This window comes from Streptomyces sp. NPDC101194 (assembly GCF_044767885.1).
GTDB lineage: Bacteria > Actinomycetota > Actinomycetes > Streptomycetales > Streptomycetaceae > Streptomyces.
This window is the reverse complement of record NZ_JBIWOS010000012.1, coordinates 268,249-285,961: the sequence shown is the minus strand read 5'-3', so window position 1 is coordinate 285,961 and position 17,713 is coordinate 268,249. Positions and strand designations below refer to the sequence as shown.

Annotated in this window: 12 protein-coding genes; 2 read left to right on the top strand and 10 right to left on the bottom strand. The window is 71.9% G+C overall.

Features of this window, described 5'->3' with window-relative positions; translation table 11 throughout:
• The 9 genes from ACIRP2_RS34285 to ACIRP2_RS34245 all read right to left on the bottom strand — a co-directional run.
• On the bottom strand, nucleotides 1–165 hold a 165-nt coding region (locus ACIRP2_RS34285), incomplete at its 3' end, for a flavodoxin-dependent (E)-4-hydroxy-3-methylbut-2-enyl-diphosphate synthase (protein WP_404257243.1).
• Between the two features lie 180 nt (nucleotides 166–345).
• Nucleotides 346–1,656, bottom strand: coding sequence for a M50 family metallopeptidase (locus ACIRP2_RS34280; RefSeq protein ID WP_404257213.1), 1,311 nt, complete (start codon nucleotides 1,654–1,656; stop codon nucleotides 346–348).
• Nucleotides 1,653–2,906 (bottom strand): 1-deoxy-D-xylulose-5-phosphate reductoisomerase, encoded by a 1,254-nt coding sequence (gene dxr / locus ACIRP2_RS34275; protein ID WP_404257211.1) that lies wholly within the window; start codon nucleotides 2,904–2,906, stop codon nucleotides 1,653–1,655. Before dxr ends, ACIRP2_RS34280 begins: the two co-directional genes overlap by 4 nt.
• Nucleotides 2,907–3,099: 193 nt before the next feature.
• Entirely contained in the window at nucleotides 3,100–5,046 is a 1,947-nt protein-coding gene (locus ACIRP2_RS34270) for an acyl-CoA dehydrogenase family protein (protein WP_404257209.1), read from the bottom strand.
• A 384-nt stretch (nucleotides 5,047–5,430) separates the two neighbouring features.
• Nucleotides 5,431–5,757 carry a hypothetical protein gene (locus ACIRP2_RS34265; protein ID WP_404257207.1) on the bottom strand — a complete coding sequence of 109 codons (327 nt, stop codon included), beginning with the start codon at nucleotides 5,755–5,757 and terminating at the stop codon, nucleotides 5,431–5,433.
• Between the two features lie 327 nt (nucleotides 5,758–6,084).
• On the bottom strand, nucleotides 6,085–7,035 hold the full coding sequence (locus ACIRP2_RS34260; protein ID WP_404257205.1) for an N-acetylmuramoyl-L-alanine amidase: 951 nt from the start codon (nucleotides 7,033–7,035) through the stop codon (nucleotides 6,085–6,087).
• A gap of 543 nt (nucleotides 7,036–7,578) precedes the next feature.
• Entirely contained in the window at nucleotides 7,579–9,024 is a 1,446-nt protein-coding gene (locus ACIRP2_RS34255) for an aldehyde dehydrogenase family protein (RefSeq protein WP_404257203.1), read from the bottom strand.
• A 206-nt stretch (nucleotides 9,025–9,230) separates the two neighbouring features.
• Nucleotides 9,231–10,820 carry a PucR family transcriptional regulator gene (locus tag ACIRP2_RS34250; RefSeq protein WP_404257201.1) on the bottom strand — a complete coding sequence of 530 codons (1,590 nt, stop codon included), beginning with the start codon at nucleotides 10,818–10,820 and terminating at the stop codon, nucleotides 9,231–9,233.
• 123 nt (nucleotides 10,821–10,943) lie between these two features.
• Nucleotides 10,944–13,337, bottom strand: coding sequence for an ATP/GTP-binding protein (locus ACIRP2_RS34245; RefSeq protein ID WP_404257199.1), 2,394 nt, complete (start codon nucleotides 13,335–13,337; stop codon nucleotides 10,944–10,946).
• Between the two features lie 300 nt (nucleotides 13,338–13,637).
• On the opposite strand from ACIRP2_RS34245, the gene gabT reads away from it, so the two are divergent.
• The gene (gabT, locus tag ACIRP2_RS34240) at nucleotides 13,638–14,978 is read left to right on the top strand and encodes a 4-aminobutyrate--2-oxoglutarate transaminase (RefSeq protein WP_404257197.1); all 1,341 of its coding nucleotides are present in this window, start codon (nucleotides 13,638–13,640) and stop codon (nucleotides 14,976–14,978) included.
• 127 nt (nucleotides 14,979–15,105) lie between these two features.
• Nucleotides 15,106–15,921, top strand: coding sequence for a phosphatase PAP2 family protein (locus ACIRP2_RS34235; RefSeq protein WP_404257195.1), 816 nt, complete (start codon nucleotides 15,106–15,108; stop codon nucleotides 15,919–15,921).
• On the opposite strand, the gene ACIRP2_RS34230 is transcribed toward ACIRP2_RS34235, so the two are convergent.
• Nucleotides 15,872–17,698: a chitinase gene (locus tag ACIRP2_RS34230; RefSeq protein WP_404257193.1), complete on the bottom strand. Its 1,827-nt coding sequence runs from the start codon at nucleotides 17,696–17,698 to the stop codon at nucleotides 15,872–15,874. The genes ACIRP2_RS34235 and ACIRP2_RS34230 overlap by 50 nt on opposite strands.
• Nucleotides 17,699–17,713 lie beyond the last annotated feature (15 nt).

The following is a 17,713-nucleotide window of genomic DNA, read 5'->3' as shown; positions in this document are numbered from 1 at the left end:
CTGCAACGTCGCACCCACGTCCGACGTACGCGTCGTGGTCATCGACTGCACCGACACCGGCGCGTCCCCGCCCACCGCCACCGACCCGACCTGGATCTTTCGACTGACTCTCCGGTCGGCGAGCTTGGTCGGAACGGACGGAATTCCGAGAGAAATCGCAGTCATGCGCTGAGCATCCCCAAGGTGTGGATCGAGGTCCCGAGATCGGCGGGCTCCGGTCTTCGAGGTTACGGCACCGGCGGCGGCCCGGAGCACACCGCGTCCGGGAGCGCCGCGCGGAGGGCGGGCCCGGACACACGCTGTGTGCCGGGCCGTCACCCTTGGTTCACCGGACCGGTCGGCAGATCAGGAGATCTTGACCGGATTGACGATGTCGGCGACCAGCACGAGCAGCGTGAAGCAGATGAAGACACCCGCGACGACATAGGCGACCGGCATCAGCTTGGCCACGTCGAAGGGGCCCGGGTCGGGGCGCCTGAAGACCCGTGCCACATTGCGGCGCAGGGCCTCCCAGAGCGCTCCGGCGATGTGCCCGCCGTCGAGCGGCAGCAGGGGCAGCATGTTGAAGAGGAACAGCGAGAGGTTGAAGCCGGCCAGCAGGAACAGCATCATCGCGATCTGGTTCTGCGCCGGTACGTCCAGCGTCATCACCTCGCCGCCGATCCTGGCCGCGCCGACGACGCCCACCGGGGAGTCGGCCGCTCGCGGGGCGTCGCCGAAGGCGGCGTTCCACAGGTCCGGGATCTTGGACGGGAGGGCGATGATCGAGTCGACGCCGTTCTCGATCATGTCTCCCATGCGGACGACCGAGTCGCCGAAGGAGAGCGGGACGATCTCGGTCTGGGCGGCGAAGCCGAGGTAGCCGGCCGGGACGAACTTCCCGGGGACCACCTCGCCCTTGGAGTCCTTCTCGGCCACCGAGTTCTCCTGGAGCACGGCGTGGAGGGTCTTCTCCTGGCCGTCGCGCCGGACGGTGATGGTGGCGGGGCCGATGGTGTCGCGGATCTTGTCGGAGAGCGTGGCCCAGTCGTCGACCTTCCGGCCGTCGAAGGCGATGATCGTGTCGCCCTTCTTCAGTCCCGCGGCCTGTGCGGGCGAGACCGGGTCGGACTTCTTGCAGGTGTCGCGGTTCTCGCTCTGGGCGATCACGCACTTCTGGACCCCCGCCACCTCGGTGGTCTGGGTCTGGAACCCGAAGGTCATCGCCACGCCGAGGAAGATCGCGACGGCGAGGACCAGGTTCATGAACGGTCCGGCGAACATCACGATGACGCGCTTCCACGGCTTGCGCGTGTAGAAGAGCCGCTTCTCGTCACCGGGTTCGAGCTCTTCGAAGGCGGCCGATCTGGCGTCCTCGATCATGCCGCGCCACGGGGACGTGGACCGCGCCTCCAGGCGCCCGTCCGGCCCCGGCGGGAACATGCCGATCATGCGGATGTAGCCACCGGCCGGGATCGCCTTGATCCCGTACTCGGTGTCGCCCTTCTTCCGCGACCAGATCGTCGGCCCGAAGCCGACCATGTACTGGGGAACGCGGATGCCGAAGAGCTTCGCGGTCGACAGGTGTCCGAGCTCGTGCCAGGCGATGGAGAACAGCAGGCCGATGACGAAGACGACGATGCCCAGAATCGTCAACAGGACCGTCGTAATACTCATGCGCGCGCCTCCGCTGTCGCTTTCGCCGAGAGTTCACGGGCCCGGGCGCGTGCCCAGGTCTCCGCTTCGAGGACGTCTGCGACCGTGAGCGAAGTTCCCGTGGCGGGGGTGCCGTGTTCGGCGACCACCGCCGTGACCGTATCCATGATTCCGTTGAACGGCAGCCGTCCTGCCAGGAATGCGTCGACACATTCCTCGTTCGCGGCGTTGAACACGGCCGGGGCGGTGGCGCCGAGCGTGCCCACGTGCCTGGCGAGTCCCACGGACGGAAAGGCCTCGTCGTCCAGGGGGAAGAACTCCCAGCTGGACGCCCTCGACCAGTCGAAGGCGGGTGCGGCGTCCGGGACGCGCCGGGGCCAGCCGAGGCCGATGGCGATCGGGCCCCGCATGTCGGGGGGCGTGGCCTGGGCGAGGGTGGAGCCGTCGGTGAATTCCACCATGGAATGGACGTACGACTGGGGGTGGACCACGACCTCGATCCGGTCGAACGGGATGTCGTAGAGGAGATGCGCCTCGATGACCTCCAGCCCCTTGTTGACCAGGGTGGCGGAGTTGATCGTGATGACCGGTCCCATGGCCCAGGTCGGGTGGGCGAGGGCCTGCTCGCGCGTGACGTCCGCCAGCTCGCTCCTCGTCCGTCCCCGGAAGGGGCCGCCGGAGGCGGTGACGACGAGCTTGCGTACGTCGGCGCGCGTGCCGGCGCCCAGTGCCTGGAAGAGCGCGGCGTGCTCGGAGTCGACCGGGATGATCTGGCCGGGCTTCGCCAGCGCCTTGACCAGTGGACCGCCGACGATCAGCGACTCCTTGTTGGCCAGGGCGAGCGTGCGGCCCGCCTCCAGCGCGGCGAGCGTCGGGGCGAGTCCGATCGAGCCGGTGATCCCGTTGAGCACGGTGTGGCAGTCGCTCGCCGCCAGCTGTGCGGCGGCGTCGGGCCCGGCCAGGATCTCGGGGAGCGGCTCGCCCGTCCCGTACTGCTCGCGCAGCGCCTCCCGGAGCGCGGGTACGGCGTCCGGTGCGGCGACGGCCACGGTGCGCACCCGCAGTCGCCGCGCCTGCTCGGCGAGGAGGGCGACCCGTCCGCCCGCGGCGGAGAGTCCGGTGACGCGGAAGCGGTCGGGGTTGCGCAGCACCAGGTCGATCGCCTGGGTGCCGATGGAACCGGTGGAGCCGAGGATGACGAGATCCCGGCGGCCTTCCGCGGCGTCGAAGACGAGGTGCGGGTCGGCGAGGGGGGCAGGGCTGTCGCTCATGCCCCCCATTGTTGCCGCATCGGCTGTGGGTGTGGACAGTGCGTCCCCGCGCCGGGCCGACGCGGGCCGACGGAGCCGTGCCAGGAAGGCGCGGCACCGGACCCGCCCCGCACGCACGTCGGCCGTACTCCCGCCCGGTGGGGCGTGGTACGGCCGACGAGGGCGTGCGCCCGCCCGGTGGACAGCGAGCGGGTCAGCGAATGGGCCGGTGGACGTCGTCCCGGGTGGACGGCCCCGGGGCGGCGTCGGCGATCCACGGCCCTTCGCCGCTCGGGTCGATGATGCCGTCCTCCAGCCAGGTGTAGGCGCCGGACAGCACGCCGTCGACCATGCGCCGGTCCAGGTCGTCGGTGTTGGACCACAGGCGGGTGAAGAGTTCCTCGACCCGGACACGGGACTGGCGGCAGAAGACGTCGGCGAGCCGGTACGCCTCACGGCCGTGGTCGCCCGAGGAGCGCAGCAGTTCGGCGCGGACACAGGCGGCGCTCATCGCGAAGAGTTCCGCGCCGATGTCGACGATCCTGCCGAGGAAGCCCTGCTTGGTCTCCATCCGGCCCTGCCAGCGCGACATGGCGTAGAAGGTGGAGCGCGCGAGCTTGCGGGCGGAACGTTCGACATAGCGTAGGTGGCTGGACAGGTCCGGATGCCCGGCCGGGTTGAACTCCCCATAGGTCCGCGGGAGTTGTCCCGGCCCCGCAACGAGCTTGGGCAGCCAGCGGGCGTAGAAGCCGGCCGCGTTGGCGCCCGCTCGCGCCTTGGCGGAGAGGGGCTTGTCGGGGTCGATGATGTCTCCGGCGACCTTCAGATGGGCATCGACGGCCTCCCGCGCGATCAGCAGGTGCATGATCTCGGTGGAGCCCTCGAAGATCCGGTTGATCCGCAGATCGCGCAGGAGCTGTTCGGCGGGTACGGCCCGTTCGCCGCGGGCGGCGAGGGACGCGGCGGTCTCGAAGCCCCGGCCGCCCCGGATCTGGACCAGTTCGTCGGCCATCAGGCAGCCCATCTCGGAGCCGTACAGCTTGGCGAGAGCGGCTTCGATACGGATGTCGTTGCGGTTCTCGTCCGCCATCTGGGAGGAGAGGTCGACCACCGCCTCCAGCGCGAAGGTGGTCGCGGCGATGAAGGAGATCTTGGCGCCGACGGCCTCGTGCCGGGCGACCGGCCTGCCCCACTGCTCGCGCACCGCCGACCACTCGCGGGCGATCTTCAGGCACCATTTCCCGGCGCCGACGCACATGGCGGGCAGCGAGAGCCGACCCGTGTTGAGCGTGGTGAGGGCGATCTTGAGCCCGGCGCCCTCGGGGCCGATCCGGTTGGCGGCGGGGACCCGGACCCGGTGGAAGCGGGTGACGCCGTTCTCGATGCCGCGCAGACCCATGAAGGCGTTGCGGTTCTCGACGGTGATGCCCGGGGAGTCCGCCTCGACGACGAAGGCCGTGATGCCGCCCTTGTGACCGTCCGACTTCGGGACGCGGGCCATCACGACGAGCAGGTCGGCGACGACGCCGTTGGTCGTCCACAGCTTCACACCGTCGAGGATGTAGTCCGATCCCTCCGGAACGGCCGAGGTGGCGAGCCGGGCCGGGTCGGAGCCGACGTCCGGCTCGGTGAGCAGGAACGCCGAGATGTCGGTACTGGCCAGCCGGGGCAGGAAGGCGTCCTTCTGCTCCTGGCTGCCGAAGAGCTTCAGCGGCTGCGGCACGCCGATGGACTGGTGGGCGGAGAGCAGCGCACCGATGGCGGGGCTGGCGGAGCCGACCAGGGCGAGGGCCTTGTTGTAGTAGACCTGGGTCAGGCCCAGCCCGCCGTACTTCGGCTCGATCTTCATCCCGAGCGCGCCGAGTTCCTTGAGGCCGTTGATCACCTCGTCGGGGATCCTGGCCTCACGTTCGATCAGGGCGCTGTCGATCCTGGTTTCGCAGAAGGCGCGCAGCCGGGCGAGGAAGGCCTCGCCGCGCCGGACGTCGTCCGCGGGCGGCAGCGGATGCGGATGGATCAGGTCGAGCCGGAAGCGGCCGAGGAAGAGTTCCTTGGCGAAACTCGGCTTGTGCCAGTCCTGTTCGCGCGCGGCCTCGGCCACCTGGCGCGCTTCACGCTCGGTGACCTTGGGCGTGTTCTTCGGGGCGGATGGTGCGGACATGAGGAGCTCACCTCGCCGCGTCGTGGGATGGGCGGACACGGCCGGAACGCGCGGAGGCATGCGCGCCTGCCGAGCCGTACCAACCGGTGCTACTTGTCCTGATGTACCCGATTCCCGGCACGCCCACCATTCCAGGAACGCCGATCAGGTCGACAGCCACTCCACTGGCCAGCCCCGTGGTGACACGGCGGCCGGGCCGTGGTGGGGGCGGAGAAGCGGGAACGGCCGGAGCCCCGCGCAGCGGGCCCCTCACACCACCCTGACCTGCGCGCCCCCTCCGACCTGCACGATTGCGCAGCCCTTCGGCCCGCACGGGGCCGTTCCGGCGCGGCGCAGGCCGCGGAGGGGAGATCATCGGATCGGCAGCTCGGGAACGCCACGGGCTCAGGGCGTGCCGTTGCCCCGTCGATCGCCGCCCGCGCGCCGGCTCAGCGTCAGCAGGAAGAGACCGGTCAGCAGAAGCGCGCCGCCCGGCAGGCTCCCCCACCCCCGGATGTCCGGGCCGAGGATGTCGGGGTCGTTGAGCACCAGCAGGAAGAACGTCTGCCAGCACAGGGCGAAGGCCGCCACCAACAGGCCCCAGCCGTAGACACGGGGGCGGTGGACCGGTCGCCGGTTCACGGGGAGCACCCAGCCACGGGTGACCGCCGCTACGCCGGACGCGGCGGCGAGCAACGCCAGCACAACAAGAAGTACGGCGAGGTAGATCATGGTCCCTCCCTGCGCGCCGGACCCGTGCCGGACGCCCGCGTGATCATGACACCCGCCGTGCCGCGCGTCCACGTGCTTCCCGGCGACCTCGCGATCTGTAGGCCGGGCCCTGGTGACCCGGGTCGGAAGTTCCGCGCCGGATCGGGGAGCGCCGGAGATCCGTCCTGCAACTCCCCGACCACGGGACCGGAGACGGCCCCGGCCATGGGGTCGAGGTCCGGCCCACCGGTGATGCCGGGGCCGGGCCTCGCGTTCAGGGGCTGCGGGGCGTCCGTACGGGGCGCTGCGCCGCAGCGGCCCCGAACGCGGCCGCGAACATCGAGGCGGTCACGACTCCTTGGTGTTGATGTTGACGTCGATGACCGCGTTCTTGATGGCCGTCTCGACCGCGGCGACGATGGTCGCGGTGTCGGCGCCGGTGCCGACCTGCCCCGCGAGTGCGGTGATCGCGGCGGACTGGGCGGCCAGCGTCCTGTCCATGCGGCGGATGCGGGCCTGAACGTCCTTCAGGATGGACTGCGCCTGCCATGTCGGGTTCGTGCTGTGGTCCGCGGCGTCTGCCGGGCCGCCGATCGCATCGGTCTTCCACACGGCGTCGAAGATGTCCTTCTTGGTGATCCCCGCCATGGGGTCCTCCTCGTGGTCGGAGCCGGGGTTCCAGCTCGCGGGGTGCTTCAGCCGTTCAGCCACGTCGGCGCGGAGCCCGGGCATGGTGAAGCCGCGTGGGTCGATCTTGTCGCTGGACCATTCCAGGTGGCCGATCACGGACTTCGCGGACCAGCCGTGCTTCCGGCAGAGCGCGGCCTGGACGCGGACAATCGCGTCGTACTGGGCCTTGGGCCAGGGGTCCTTGCCGTCGCCGAGGTTCTCGCACTCCCACCCGTAGAACCTGCTGTTGCCGTCGACACCGTTGCTGTTGCCGCGGGTCGGCGGGGTCGGACGGGTGCCGTAGGACTCGGACACGACCTGCTCCAGCACGCGCGGGTCGCCACCGCCCGCGTGGTTGGCGCGGCCCCAGCCGACCATGTGCACACGACCGTCCTTGGCGATCATCCCGTGGCACAGCGGCCCCGGCAGGGATGCGTAGCCGTCCCGCACGGTCGCGACCGTGGCAGCGGTGCCCTTGGTGACCGTGTGGTGCACGATCGACCCGTTGACCGGGCCCCATGCCCCCTTCGAATTGCGGTTGTGGGTGGTCCAGTTGCCGACCTCCACCACGCGCACACCTTCGGCGCGGAGGGCGGTGAGGACGGCGGTGGCCGTCAAGGGAGTGGCCATTCAAACCTCCTGGTCACTGAGGGCGGACACGGGGGCCTGGAACAGGGTCGTCCTTCCGGTGCTGAGCGGACGCGAGTTCGGCGCAGGAATGGGACACGGATACGTGCCGGCGGTCTCGCCCTTCATCGGCCCGAACCGCCATCCGTCCGCTGCCATGGTGTTCCCCCTCGGCCCGCGCCGTACACGACGTCACGGAACTTCCCCTCGAAGCCGTCCGGCTCCCGTCGATCCCCCTCATCCTCCCCACCCGGAGATCGACGCCCGACGGGGGGTCGGTGTTCACCGTCCTGGTCCGCTTTCCCGCGCGGGGCATCGTGACCGGGGTGCCGGAGATCGCCGCGCCCTCCGCCCGCCGCTGCCTCACCCCCCAATGCGCAATGGAGGCGAGGCAGTTCGCACGGGCCCGGAGCGGAGGAACGCAGAGACGGCCGGTGCCCCCGCACAGTGGGCACCGGCCGTCTCCCTGCCGCCTGCTGTCGTGCTGTCCAAGGCGGATCGCAGGCGACGCCTGTCGGATCGATCGGATCGATCCGGTTCGCGGTCCTACAGAGCGAGGCCGGTGAGGACCAGCACGCGCTCGTAGGTGTAGTCGTCCATGGCGTAGCGGACGCCCTCGCGGCCGACGCCGGACTGCTTGGCGCCGCCGTACGGCATCTGGTCCGCACGGTAGGAGGGGACGTCGCCGATGATCACGCCGCCGACCTCGAGGGCGCGGTGGGCGCGGAAGGCGGTCTGCAGGTCGTGCGTGAACACGCCTGCCTGCAGGCCGTACTTGGAGGAGTTGACCGCTGCGAACGCCTCGGCCTCGCCGTCCACCTTCTGCACGGAGAGCACCGGTCCGAAGACCTCCTCGCCGGAGAGGGTGACGCCGTCGGGCAGCTCGGCGAGCACGGTCGGGGCGTACGTGGCACCGTCCCGCTTGCCGCCGGCGAGGAGCTGGGCGCCGGCCTGCACGGCCTCGTCGACCCAGGACTCGACGCGCTTGGCGGCGTCCTCGCTGACCAGCGGGCCGACATCGGTGGCCGCGTCGGACGGGTCGCCGGTGACCTGGGCCTCGACGGCCGCGACGATCTTCGGGACGAGCCGGTCGTAGACCGAGGCGTCCGCGATGACGCGCTGCACGGAGATGCAGGACTGGCCGCCCTGGTAGTTGGAGAAGGTCGCGATGCGGTTCGCGGCCCAGTCCAGGTCCTCGTCGGAGGCGTAGTCGCCGAGGACGACCGCGGCGCCGTTGCCCCCGAGCTCCAGGGTGCAGTGCTTGCGCGGCACCGACTCCATGATCGAGTAGCCGACCGGGCCGGAACCGGTGAAGGAGATGACCGGCAGGCGCTCGTCCTGGACCAGGGCGGGCATCCGGTCGTTCGGGACCGTCAGCACGGACCACGAACCGGCCGGCAGGTCGGTCTCGGCCAGCAGTTCACCCAGGATCAGCGACGAGATCGGGGTGGCCGGGGCGGGCTTCAGGATGATCGGGGCACCGACGGCGATGGCCGGGGCCACCTTGTGGGCGCTCAGGTTCAGCGGGAAGTTGAACGGCGCGATGCCGAGGACCGTGCCGCGCGGGAAGCGTCGGGTCAGACCGAGACGGCCGGTGCCGCCGGCGTCGGTGTCGAGACGCTGGGCGTCGCCGCCGTTGAAGCGACGGGCCTCCTCGGAGGCGAACCGGAACACGGAGACGGCACGGCCGACCTCACCACGGGCCCACTTGATGGGCTTGCCGTTCTCCGCGGAGATCAGCTGGGCGATCTCCTCGGTGCGCTCCACCAGACGCCGTACGACGTGGTCGAGTGCGGCGGCCCGGACGTGCGCCGGGGTCGCGGCGAACTCCTCGCGCACGGCGTGCGCGGCCGCGACGGCCTCCTCGATCTGCGCGTCGGTCGGCACGCTGACGGTGCCGACGAGACGGCCGTCCCAGGGGTTGGTGACGTCGAAGCTGTCCTCGCCGGTGGCCTGGCGGCCGGCGAGCCAGAAGGCATGGGTGGAAGTCATGGCGGGTCCGGCCCTTCGAAGTCGTGGGGTGTGCTGCCCCCACCGTAGGGCCGTGCGGCCGACCTGGCGTTTGTCCGAGGTGGAGCAGAGCACGACGACGACACGCCGCTTTGTCGGATGCGCCGAAGGGACCGCGGGGGCGGGGCCGTGCGGCAGCGGGTACGGATCCGGAGCCGACGGGCGGTGCCCTGCCCTCCGGGCGGCCGCTACGGCTCCGGCGTCGCGGGGGAACCCGTGGCCTTCAGGGCCAGCCACAGCTCCATCCGGACGTCCGGATCGTCCAGTGAGCGGCCCAGGATCTCCTCCACGCGGCGCATCCGGTAGCGCAGGGTGTGGCGGTGGACTCCCAGTTCCGCCGCGGCCGCGTCCCACTGGCCGTGATGGGCGAGCCAGGCCCGCAGCGACGCCACCAGGTCACCGCGGCCCTTGGCGTCGTGTTCGTGCAGGGCGCGGAGCATTCCGTCGGCGAAGGCCCGCACGGCGTCGTCCGCGAGCAGCGGGAGCACCGAACCCGCCGCCAGCTCCTCGTGCTCGACCAGTGCCCTGCCCCGGCGGCGGGCCACCGACAAGGCCTGTTCGGCCTGCTTGTACGCGGCGGAGACGGCGATGGGGCCCGCCGGTGCGGACAGGCCCACGACGACCTGTGCCTCCTCCTCCGCCGTCGCCGGTTCGCGCGGGGGCCGCGCCTCCCGGGCCTCCTGCGCCTCCGCGTACGCCGCGCACGCGGCGACCGCCGCCCCGCCGTCCGCGGCCAGGACGACGAGCCGCTCGCCCTCGGGCACGCTGAGCAGGGCCTCCCCGGTCCGGAACGCCGCCGCTTCCATCGCCTCACCCAGCGACGCGGTCGCCGAGGGGGCCGACGCCTCCGCGATGAGCAGCCGGAACGGGGCGTCGAGCAGCCCCCCGTACAGATCCCCGGCGACGGCCCGCGCGTGGTCGGGCTGGCCGGCGAGCAGCATGCGCAGCACCGCCGCGCCCAGCCGCTGCTCCGCGCCCTGGAGGGCCCGGGAGCGGGCGGTGGTCAGGGTCAGCAGGGCGACCGCCGAGTGCACGGCGTACCGCTCGGCGGTACCCAGTGCCGCGCCGGTGCCGACGGCCAGCGCGCCCCGGACGCGGCGGCCGGTGCCCAGGGACTGGAGCTCGACCCGGTCGTCGGTGTCGCCGACGACCACGCTGGCCGGGGCGGGGCGTTCCCGCAGCCGCTCCACGTCCGGGGTGAGCCGGGCGGCCCGGCGCGCGGCCCACTCGGGGGCCACGGCGACGACCGCGCCGGAGGCGTCGTACAGCGCCGCCCAGCCGTCGACGTGTGTGGCGAGCCGGCAGAGGAGTTCGCCGGGGCCGTCGCCCGCGAGCGCGGCCTTCGTCAGCTCCCGCTGGGCCTCGAACCCCGCTGTCACCGCCCGGTACTGATCGGCGGCGATCGCCGACGACACCGCCTTGGCGATGGCGAGGAACGGCGTGCGACGCGGCACTTCGAGGAGCGGCAGTCCCCCTTCCTCGGCGGCGTCGATCAGCGCCTGCGGCACGTCGTCGTAGTTGACGCCGACGGCGAACCCCAGCCCGACGACTCCGGCCCCGGCCAGCCGCCGCACGTACCGCCGCATCGCCTCGGGATTCTCCGCGTCGAGGTTGGTGGCGGTGACCAGCAGGAGCTCACCGCCCTCCATGTACGGGACGGGGTCGGTCAGCTCGCTGGCGTGCGCCCAGCGGACGGGCGCGTCGAGCCGGTCCGCCCCCGCACGCACCGTGAGCTTGAGCGCCGAATGCTGGACGAGCGAGGCGAGAGTGGGGGGCATGGGGACCGTGGGACCTCGGAAATCGATTTTCGCCGTCCCGTACGAACGGCTCCTCTCGATTCTGCCAGGGCGGCAGGGTCCGGGGTAACCGCTCCCGCGCCGCGGGCCCCGTCCCCGAACCGCTCAGCCGTTCAGGTCCACCAGCAGGGGCGGCGCGTGCTCCCCCCGCACGGTGGTCAGGGACAGCACCGCGTGTCCGGCCGGTACCCGGTGGGCCAGCTCGGAGGCCGACCAGCGTTCCCGTTCGACCTGCCGCACGGTCACCGCGTCGGTGGTGACCGCCTTGCCGGTGACCATTTTGCGGAAGGCGTGGATGGCCCGCGTCATGGGCTGGTCGGCGAAGACCGTGCGCTGGGTGACATCGCGCGTCTCGACCCACTCCGTCCCCCATGCCTCGGCGAACTTCTTCCCGTCCCACGTCGTGATCCCGGAGAACGCCATCCGGCAGCCGACCGCGCCGAGCAGCGCCGTGTGCAGCTGCTCCGGCACGTCGTCGAGGGTGCGCAGGGTGAGTACCGCCCCGGCGTGGGCGGAGCGCAACCGCTGGATTCCGCGGACGGTGTCGGGCGTCAGGGTGTGGGTCGCGTCGTCGAGGACCAGACAGGCGAACAGGGAACGGTCGGCACGCGCCGCGGCGCTCGCCGTGAACTGGGCGAGGACGAGGCGCGCCAGCACCCGGGACGCCTCGGCGTGGCCGCGCTCGGGCAGATCGATACGGACCCGGAGCGGGTGTTCCAGGGCCCGCGGCGAGAACGGGCGGGACTTGCCCGTGGTGTCGAAGAATCCCGCGAAGGCCGGCCGGTCGAGCAGCGCCACCCGGTCGGCGAGAGCGGGGCCCGGGTCGCCGGGCGCACCGGACTGGCGTGCGCGGGCATCCAGCTCGCGCCGCATGCCGAGGTCTCCCGTCGCATCGAGCGCCTCCCGCAGAGCGGTGAGGACCTCGGGCACCCCGTCGAGGAGTTCACGCAGTTCCGGTACGGAGGGGAAGCGGCCGTGGGCTGCCCGGAACGGGCCGAGGAGCTGGGCGAGGGCCGTGGCGGCACGCCGGCTGTCCACCTCGGGAAGGTCGCCGACCAGGCCCTCGGCGAGGACGGTCGCGGCCTCGTCGGGGTCGGTGGTGCCGCTGTACAGGTCGAGGTCGTGGACGGAGGACGCGTCGCCGATCTTGATGACGACGTCGAAGCCCTGGTCGCCGCCGAGCCGGGTGCCGGCCGCGCACACGGCGACGACGGCGGCCTGTCCGGCGAGCGCCTGCAGTGCGAGGGCCTCGACGACGGGCCGGATCAGTGCCCGGCTCTTGCCCGCTCCGGGCGGCCCGACGGCGAGCAGGGAGGTGCCCAGCAGCCCGGGATCGAGGGCGATGCCGCTGCCGCGGCGGGCGTAGGGGTTGCGTTCGCCGTCCTGGACGGCGCCGAGCCTGACCTGCTGGACCAGCAGATCGTGCCGGGCGGCGCGGACCGGGAGGTCGCGTGCGCCGGAGGGGTGGGCACAGGCGGCGGAGCCGTTGCTCAGCACGGTGTCGGTGAAGGCGGAGAGCCGGGACCGGTCGGCCCGCACGGAGGTCCACGCGCGGCGGATGCGGACGTAGTCGACGTCGTTCATCCGCCCGGACCGGGTCTCCTCGGCGAGCTCGGCGGCGACCCGTTGCTGTCCGGCGGCGCGCAGGTCGGGCCATTCGGCCGGGTCGTCCTCGCCGCCCGCCTCGACGGCTTCCGCACCGCCGGGTGCGGTCGGCTTCGACGGGTCGCGCTGTTCCCGGCCCGGTGCCGGCCGCGCGGGCCTGCGGGCGCGCCATGCCTCGGCCCAGCGCCCGAGCCTGGCGAACGGCCACACGATCACCAGGGTGAGCAGGACGTACAGTCCGTAGCTGATCACCGGGGACAGCGGTCGGTCGGGGCCCAGCCAGGCACCGGGAACCAGGCCGAAGGCCAGTCCCATCCCGGGCACCGTCCCGTTCCAGACGAGCATCCAGACCAGCAGCGCGCCGATCGCCGCGCCGCCCGCCCGCGCCGCGGCTCCCCTGGCCGCGACGCACCGCTCGAAGGCGGTCGGCCAGTTGCCCAGGCGGCCGAATCCGTAGACGAGACCCCCGATGACCAGCAGGCGGTAGATGTCGAGCGCGCGGACCGCTCCACGGGTCTGCGGCCGGTCGTCGAACGGCCCCCACCAGTCGCCGGGGGTGAAGAGCTTCAGCGGAACCCGCCAGTACGGGATGTAGTTGTTGCGCAGGAGCGACCAGACGAGGACGCAGGCCAGCAGCGAGATCACCGCGCCGCTCACCAGCGCGCGGTCCGGGGGGCGCTCCTTCTCCTCGGCGGGCCGGGGGGTGTGGCCGAGCCGCCAGACACCGGGTTCCGCGGCGGGCCTCGGGGTGCGGAGCCAGTCCCCCAGGGAGGGGCCGGACGCGGGAGCGTATCCCGGCCTCGGGGGCAGTTCGGGCGGTGGCGGGCCGGCCGGGCGCGGCACCGGTGGACCGGAGCGGGTGCCGCGCGAGTCGTACGTGCCCTCGGTGTCCATGTGCTGTCCCTCGTCCCCTGACCAGCGCCGACCGGTAACTCCGGGCGCCTGCGCCCGAAGTCATCAATCTAGTGCCCCGCGCCACCCCGTCGGACGCGGTCCGGCGGGATGTCTTCGGCCGCACCCGGGGAGCCGTCGTCCCGTCCGCCCACCGCCGCGGCCCGGCCCCGGACCCCCTCGCTATGTCCGTGACGGACAACCGCGTCCGGCCATCACTCCCGAACGGAACATGCCGGACCCCGGGCCCCGCCCATAACCTGCAGACAGAGAAGCGTCCGAAACACCCCCCAGGAGCCCCTCATGACCGCAATTCCGCAGGAGCGCCGCGTCGTCACTGCCATTCCCGGCCCGAAGTCGGTGGAGCTGCAGGCCCGCCGTCTGGAGACGGTTGCCGCAGGTGTGGGCTCCACCCTGCCGGTGTTCACCGCCCGCGCCGGTGGCGGGATCATCGAGGACGTGGACGGCAACCGTCTGATCGACCTCGGTTCCGGCATCGCCGTGACGTCGGTCGGCGCCTCCGCCGAGGCCGTCGTACGCCGTGCGTCCGCGCAGCTCGCCGACTTCACCCACACCTGTTTCATGGTCACGCCGTACGAGGGGTACGTCGAGGTCTGTGAGCAGCTCGCCGAGCTGACGCCGGGCGACCACGCCAAGAAGTCCGCGCTGTTCAACTCGGGCGCCGAGGCCGTCGAGAACGCGGTGAAGATCGCCCGCATCTACACCAAGCGCTCCGCGGTCGTCGTCTTCGACCACGGCTACCACGGCCGCACCAACCTCACGATGGCGCTGACCGCCAAGAACATGCCGTACAAGCAGGGCTTCGGGCCGTTCGCGCCCGAGGTCTACCGGGTGCCGGTGGCGTACGGCTACCGCTGGCCGACCGGCGCCGAGAACGCCGGTGCGGAGGCGTCCGCCCAGGCCATCGACCAGATCACCAAGCAGATCGGTGCGGACAACGTCGCCGCGATCATCATCGAGCCGGTGCTCGGCGAGGGCGGCTTCATCGAGCCGGCCAAGGGCTTCCTCCCTGCGATCGCCCAGTTCGCCAAGGACAACGGCATCGTCTTCGTCGCCGACGAGATCCAGTCCGGCTTCTGCCGCACCGGCCAGTGGTTCGCCTGTGAGGACGAGGGCATCGTCCCCGACCTGATCACCACCGCCAAGGGCATCGCGGGCGGTCTCCCGCTCTCCGCCGTGACCGGCCGCGCCGAGATCATGGACGCCGCGCACTCCGGTGGCCTCGGTGGCACCTACGGCGGGAACCCGGTGGCCTGCGCGGGCGCGCTCGGTGCCATCGAGACGATGCGCGAGCTGGACCTGAACGGGAAGGCGAAGCGCATCGAGGAGGTCATGAAGGGCCGCCTCGCCGAGATGCAGGCGAAGCTGCCGAACGGCGATGTCATCGGTGACATCCGCGGTCGGGGCGCGATGATCGCGATCGAGCTGGTGAAGTCCGGCACGAAGGACCCGAACCCGGAGGCCACCGCCAAGCTCGCCAAGGCCTGCCACGCGGAGGGCGTGCTGGTCCTCACCTGCGGCACGTACGGCAACGTCCTGCGCTTCCTCCCGCCGCTGGTGATCGGCGAGGACCTGCTGAACGAGGCCCTCGACGTCATCGAGCAGGCTTTCGGCCAGATCTGATCCGTGCGAACCCCCGGCGGGGTCGCAGGGGGGCCGCGTGAGGGCCTGTGAAGAGTGTGTGGGGGGCCGATGGCGGGATCCGTTTCCGTCTGTCGGTCCCCCATCGGCTGACGTACGGTTTCCGCAGATGAGAGAAACACCCCGCCCGCAGGGGACTGCCGGCGACGCCGGGTCGGAGCTTCCCCAGCACCGTCCTGGCCGTGCCTTCGCGCACACCACTGGGGCCTTCGGCTCCGGAACTCCTCACCGATCGGATGGCCGCTCGCCCCAAACCCCCCGGGGCGCGCGGCAAACCGATCCGACCGGCCGCCCCGGAACCACCCCCCCTGTTCCCGGGCGGCCGGCTCTTCTCGTTTCCCTGGTGACGTCCTTCCTCGCTCTTCTCGCGCTCACCACCTGGCAGGTCGCGGCCGCCGGTCCGCTGCGCGGCCTGGACGAGCGGATCGGACGTGCCGTCGTCGGACACGGCCCCGGCCGGCTGACCGAACTCCTCGCCGATCTCGGCAATATGCAGCTCGCGCTCCCGGTGCTGGGCTGCGCGATCGTCTGGGCCCTGGTGCGCGGCGCACGCCGTGAGCCGTTGTACGCGGTGCTCACCATGGCGGTGGTACCCCTGCTGGTCGTCCCGCTGAAGGACTGGATCGCCCGACCGGGGCCGCTGACCGACGCCACCGGCTACTACCCCTCCGGCCACGCGGCGACGGCCGCGGTGGCGTACGGGACGGCGGCGCTGCTGGTCGCGCCGTACGTACGCCGGTCGTGGGTGATGCCCGTCGCCGCCGTCTCGCTGACGGCGGCGACGGGCATCGGTCTGGTGCTGCGCGGCTACCACTGGCCGCTGGACGTGCTGGGCAGCTGGTTCCTGTGCGGCCCGCTGCTGCTGCCGTGGGCCCTCAGCCGCCGAAGTAGGCGTCGAAGTTCTTCGCGAACTCCCCGTTGTTGAAGCGGTCCCAGTTGATCGACCACGTCATGAGTCCGCGCAGCCCCGGCCATGTCCCGTGGGTGGCGTACGCACCGCAGTCGGTCTTCTTCGTCAGGCAGTTCAGCGCCTTGGTGACCTCGGCGGGCGAGGTGTGGCCGTTGCCGGCCTGGGTGGAGGCGGGCAGGCCGATGGCGACCTGGTCGGGGCGGAGCGCCGGGAAGACCTTGGCCTGGTCGCCCGCCACCGGGAAGCCGGTGAGCAGCATGTCGGTCATGGCGATGTGGAAGTCCGCGCCGCCCATCGAGTGGTACTGGTTGTCCAGACCCATGATGGACCCCGAGTTGTAGTCCTGGACGTGCAGCAGGGTCAGGTCGTCGCGCAGCGCGTGGATGACCGGGAGGTAGGCGCCGGCCCGGGGGTCCTGGCCGCCCCAGGGGCCCGAGCCGTAGTACTGGTAGCCGAGCTGGACGAAGAAGGTCTCGGGGGCCATGGTGAGGACGAACTTGTCGCCGTACTTGGCCTTGAGGGACTTCACCGCGGAGATGAGGTTGACGACGACCGGGGTGGTGGGGTTCCGGAAGTCGGTGTCGCCGGTGTTCAGCGAGAGCGAGTGGCCCTCGAAGTCGATGTCGAGGCCGTCGAGACCGTACTCATCGATGATCTTGCCGACCGAGGAGACGAAGGTGTCGCGGGCGGCGGTGGTGGAGAGCTGCACCTGGCCGTTCTGGCCGCCGATGGAGATCAGCACCTTCTTGCCCGCGGCCTGCTTGGCCTTGATGGCCGCCTTGAACTCGGCCTCGGACTCGACGTTCGGGCACTCGGTGACCGGGCAGAGCGAGAAGCGGATGTCGCCCGAGGTGACCGAGGTCGGTTCGCCGAAGGCCAGGTCGATGACGTCCCAGGAGTCGGGCACGTCCGCCATCCGCGTGTAGCCGGAGCCGTTGGCGAAGCTGGAGTGCAGATAGCCGACGAGTGCGTGCGCGGGCAGGCCGCCGCCGGTGCCGCCGCCCCCGCCCGCCGTGGTGGTGGCGGAGACCGCGGCGGACTTGGCGGACTCACCGGCGGAGTTGGTCGCGGCGACCTGGAAGCTGTACGCGGTCGAGGCGGTCAGCCCCGTGACGGTCGCGGAGGTGCCGGTGACCGAGAGGACCTTCGTGCCGCCCCGGTAGACGTTGTAGCCGGTGGCCCCCGAGGAACCGGCCCATGAGAGGTCGACCGAGGAGGCGGTGGCCGTGCCGGCCTTGAGTCCGGTGGGGGCGGCCGGGAGTTCGGCGGGGGCGCCGCCCGGACCGACGAGGGTGAGGTCGTCGGCGTAGTAGGCGGGGGTGCCGAACCAGCCGTGGGTGTAGACGGTCACCTTGGTGGTGGACGGGCCGGTCCTGAACGTGGTGGTGAGCTGCTTCCAGTCGGCGGAGGACTGGGTCCAGGTGGACACGTCGGTGGTGCCGGTGCCGTCCGCGCCGAGGTAGACGTAGGAGCCCTGCACCCAGGCGCTCAGCGTGTAGGTGGAGTCCGGCCGGACCGCCACCTGCTGGGAGCACTTGGCGTTGTCGGCGCCGGCCGGGGTCGCCTTCAGCGCCGAAGTGCCGCTGTGCGCGGGCGTGCTGACGACCGCTCCGCTGCCGCCGGTACAGGTCCAGCCGTCCAGGCCGGACTCGAAGCCGCCGTTGCGCGCCTGGTCGGTGTCGGCAGCGGCGGCGGACGGCGCGGTGGCGGCGAGGCCGCCTGCGGCGAGCAGGGCGGCCGAGAAGGCGGCCAGAAATCCGGCAAATCGGGCGGGGGGTCCCGTGCGTTCCACAACGGCCTCCGTGCA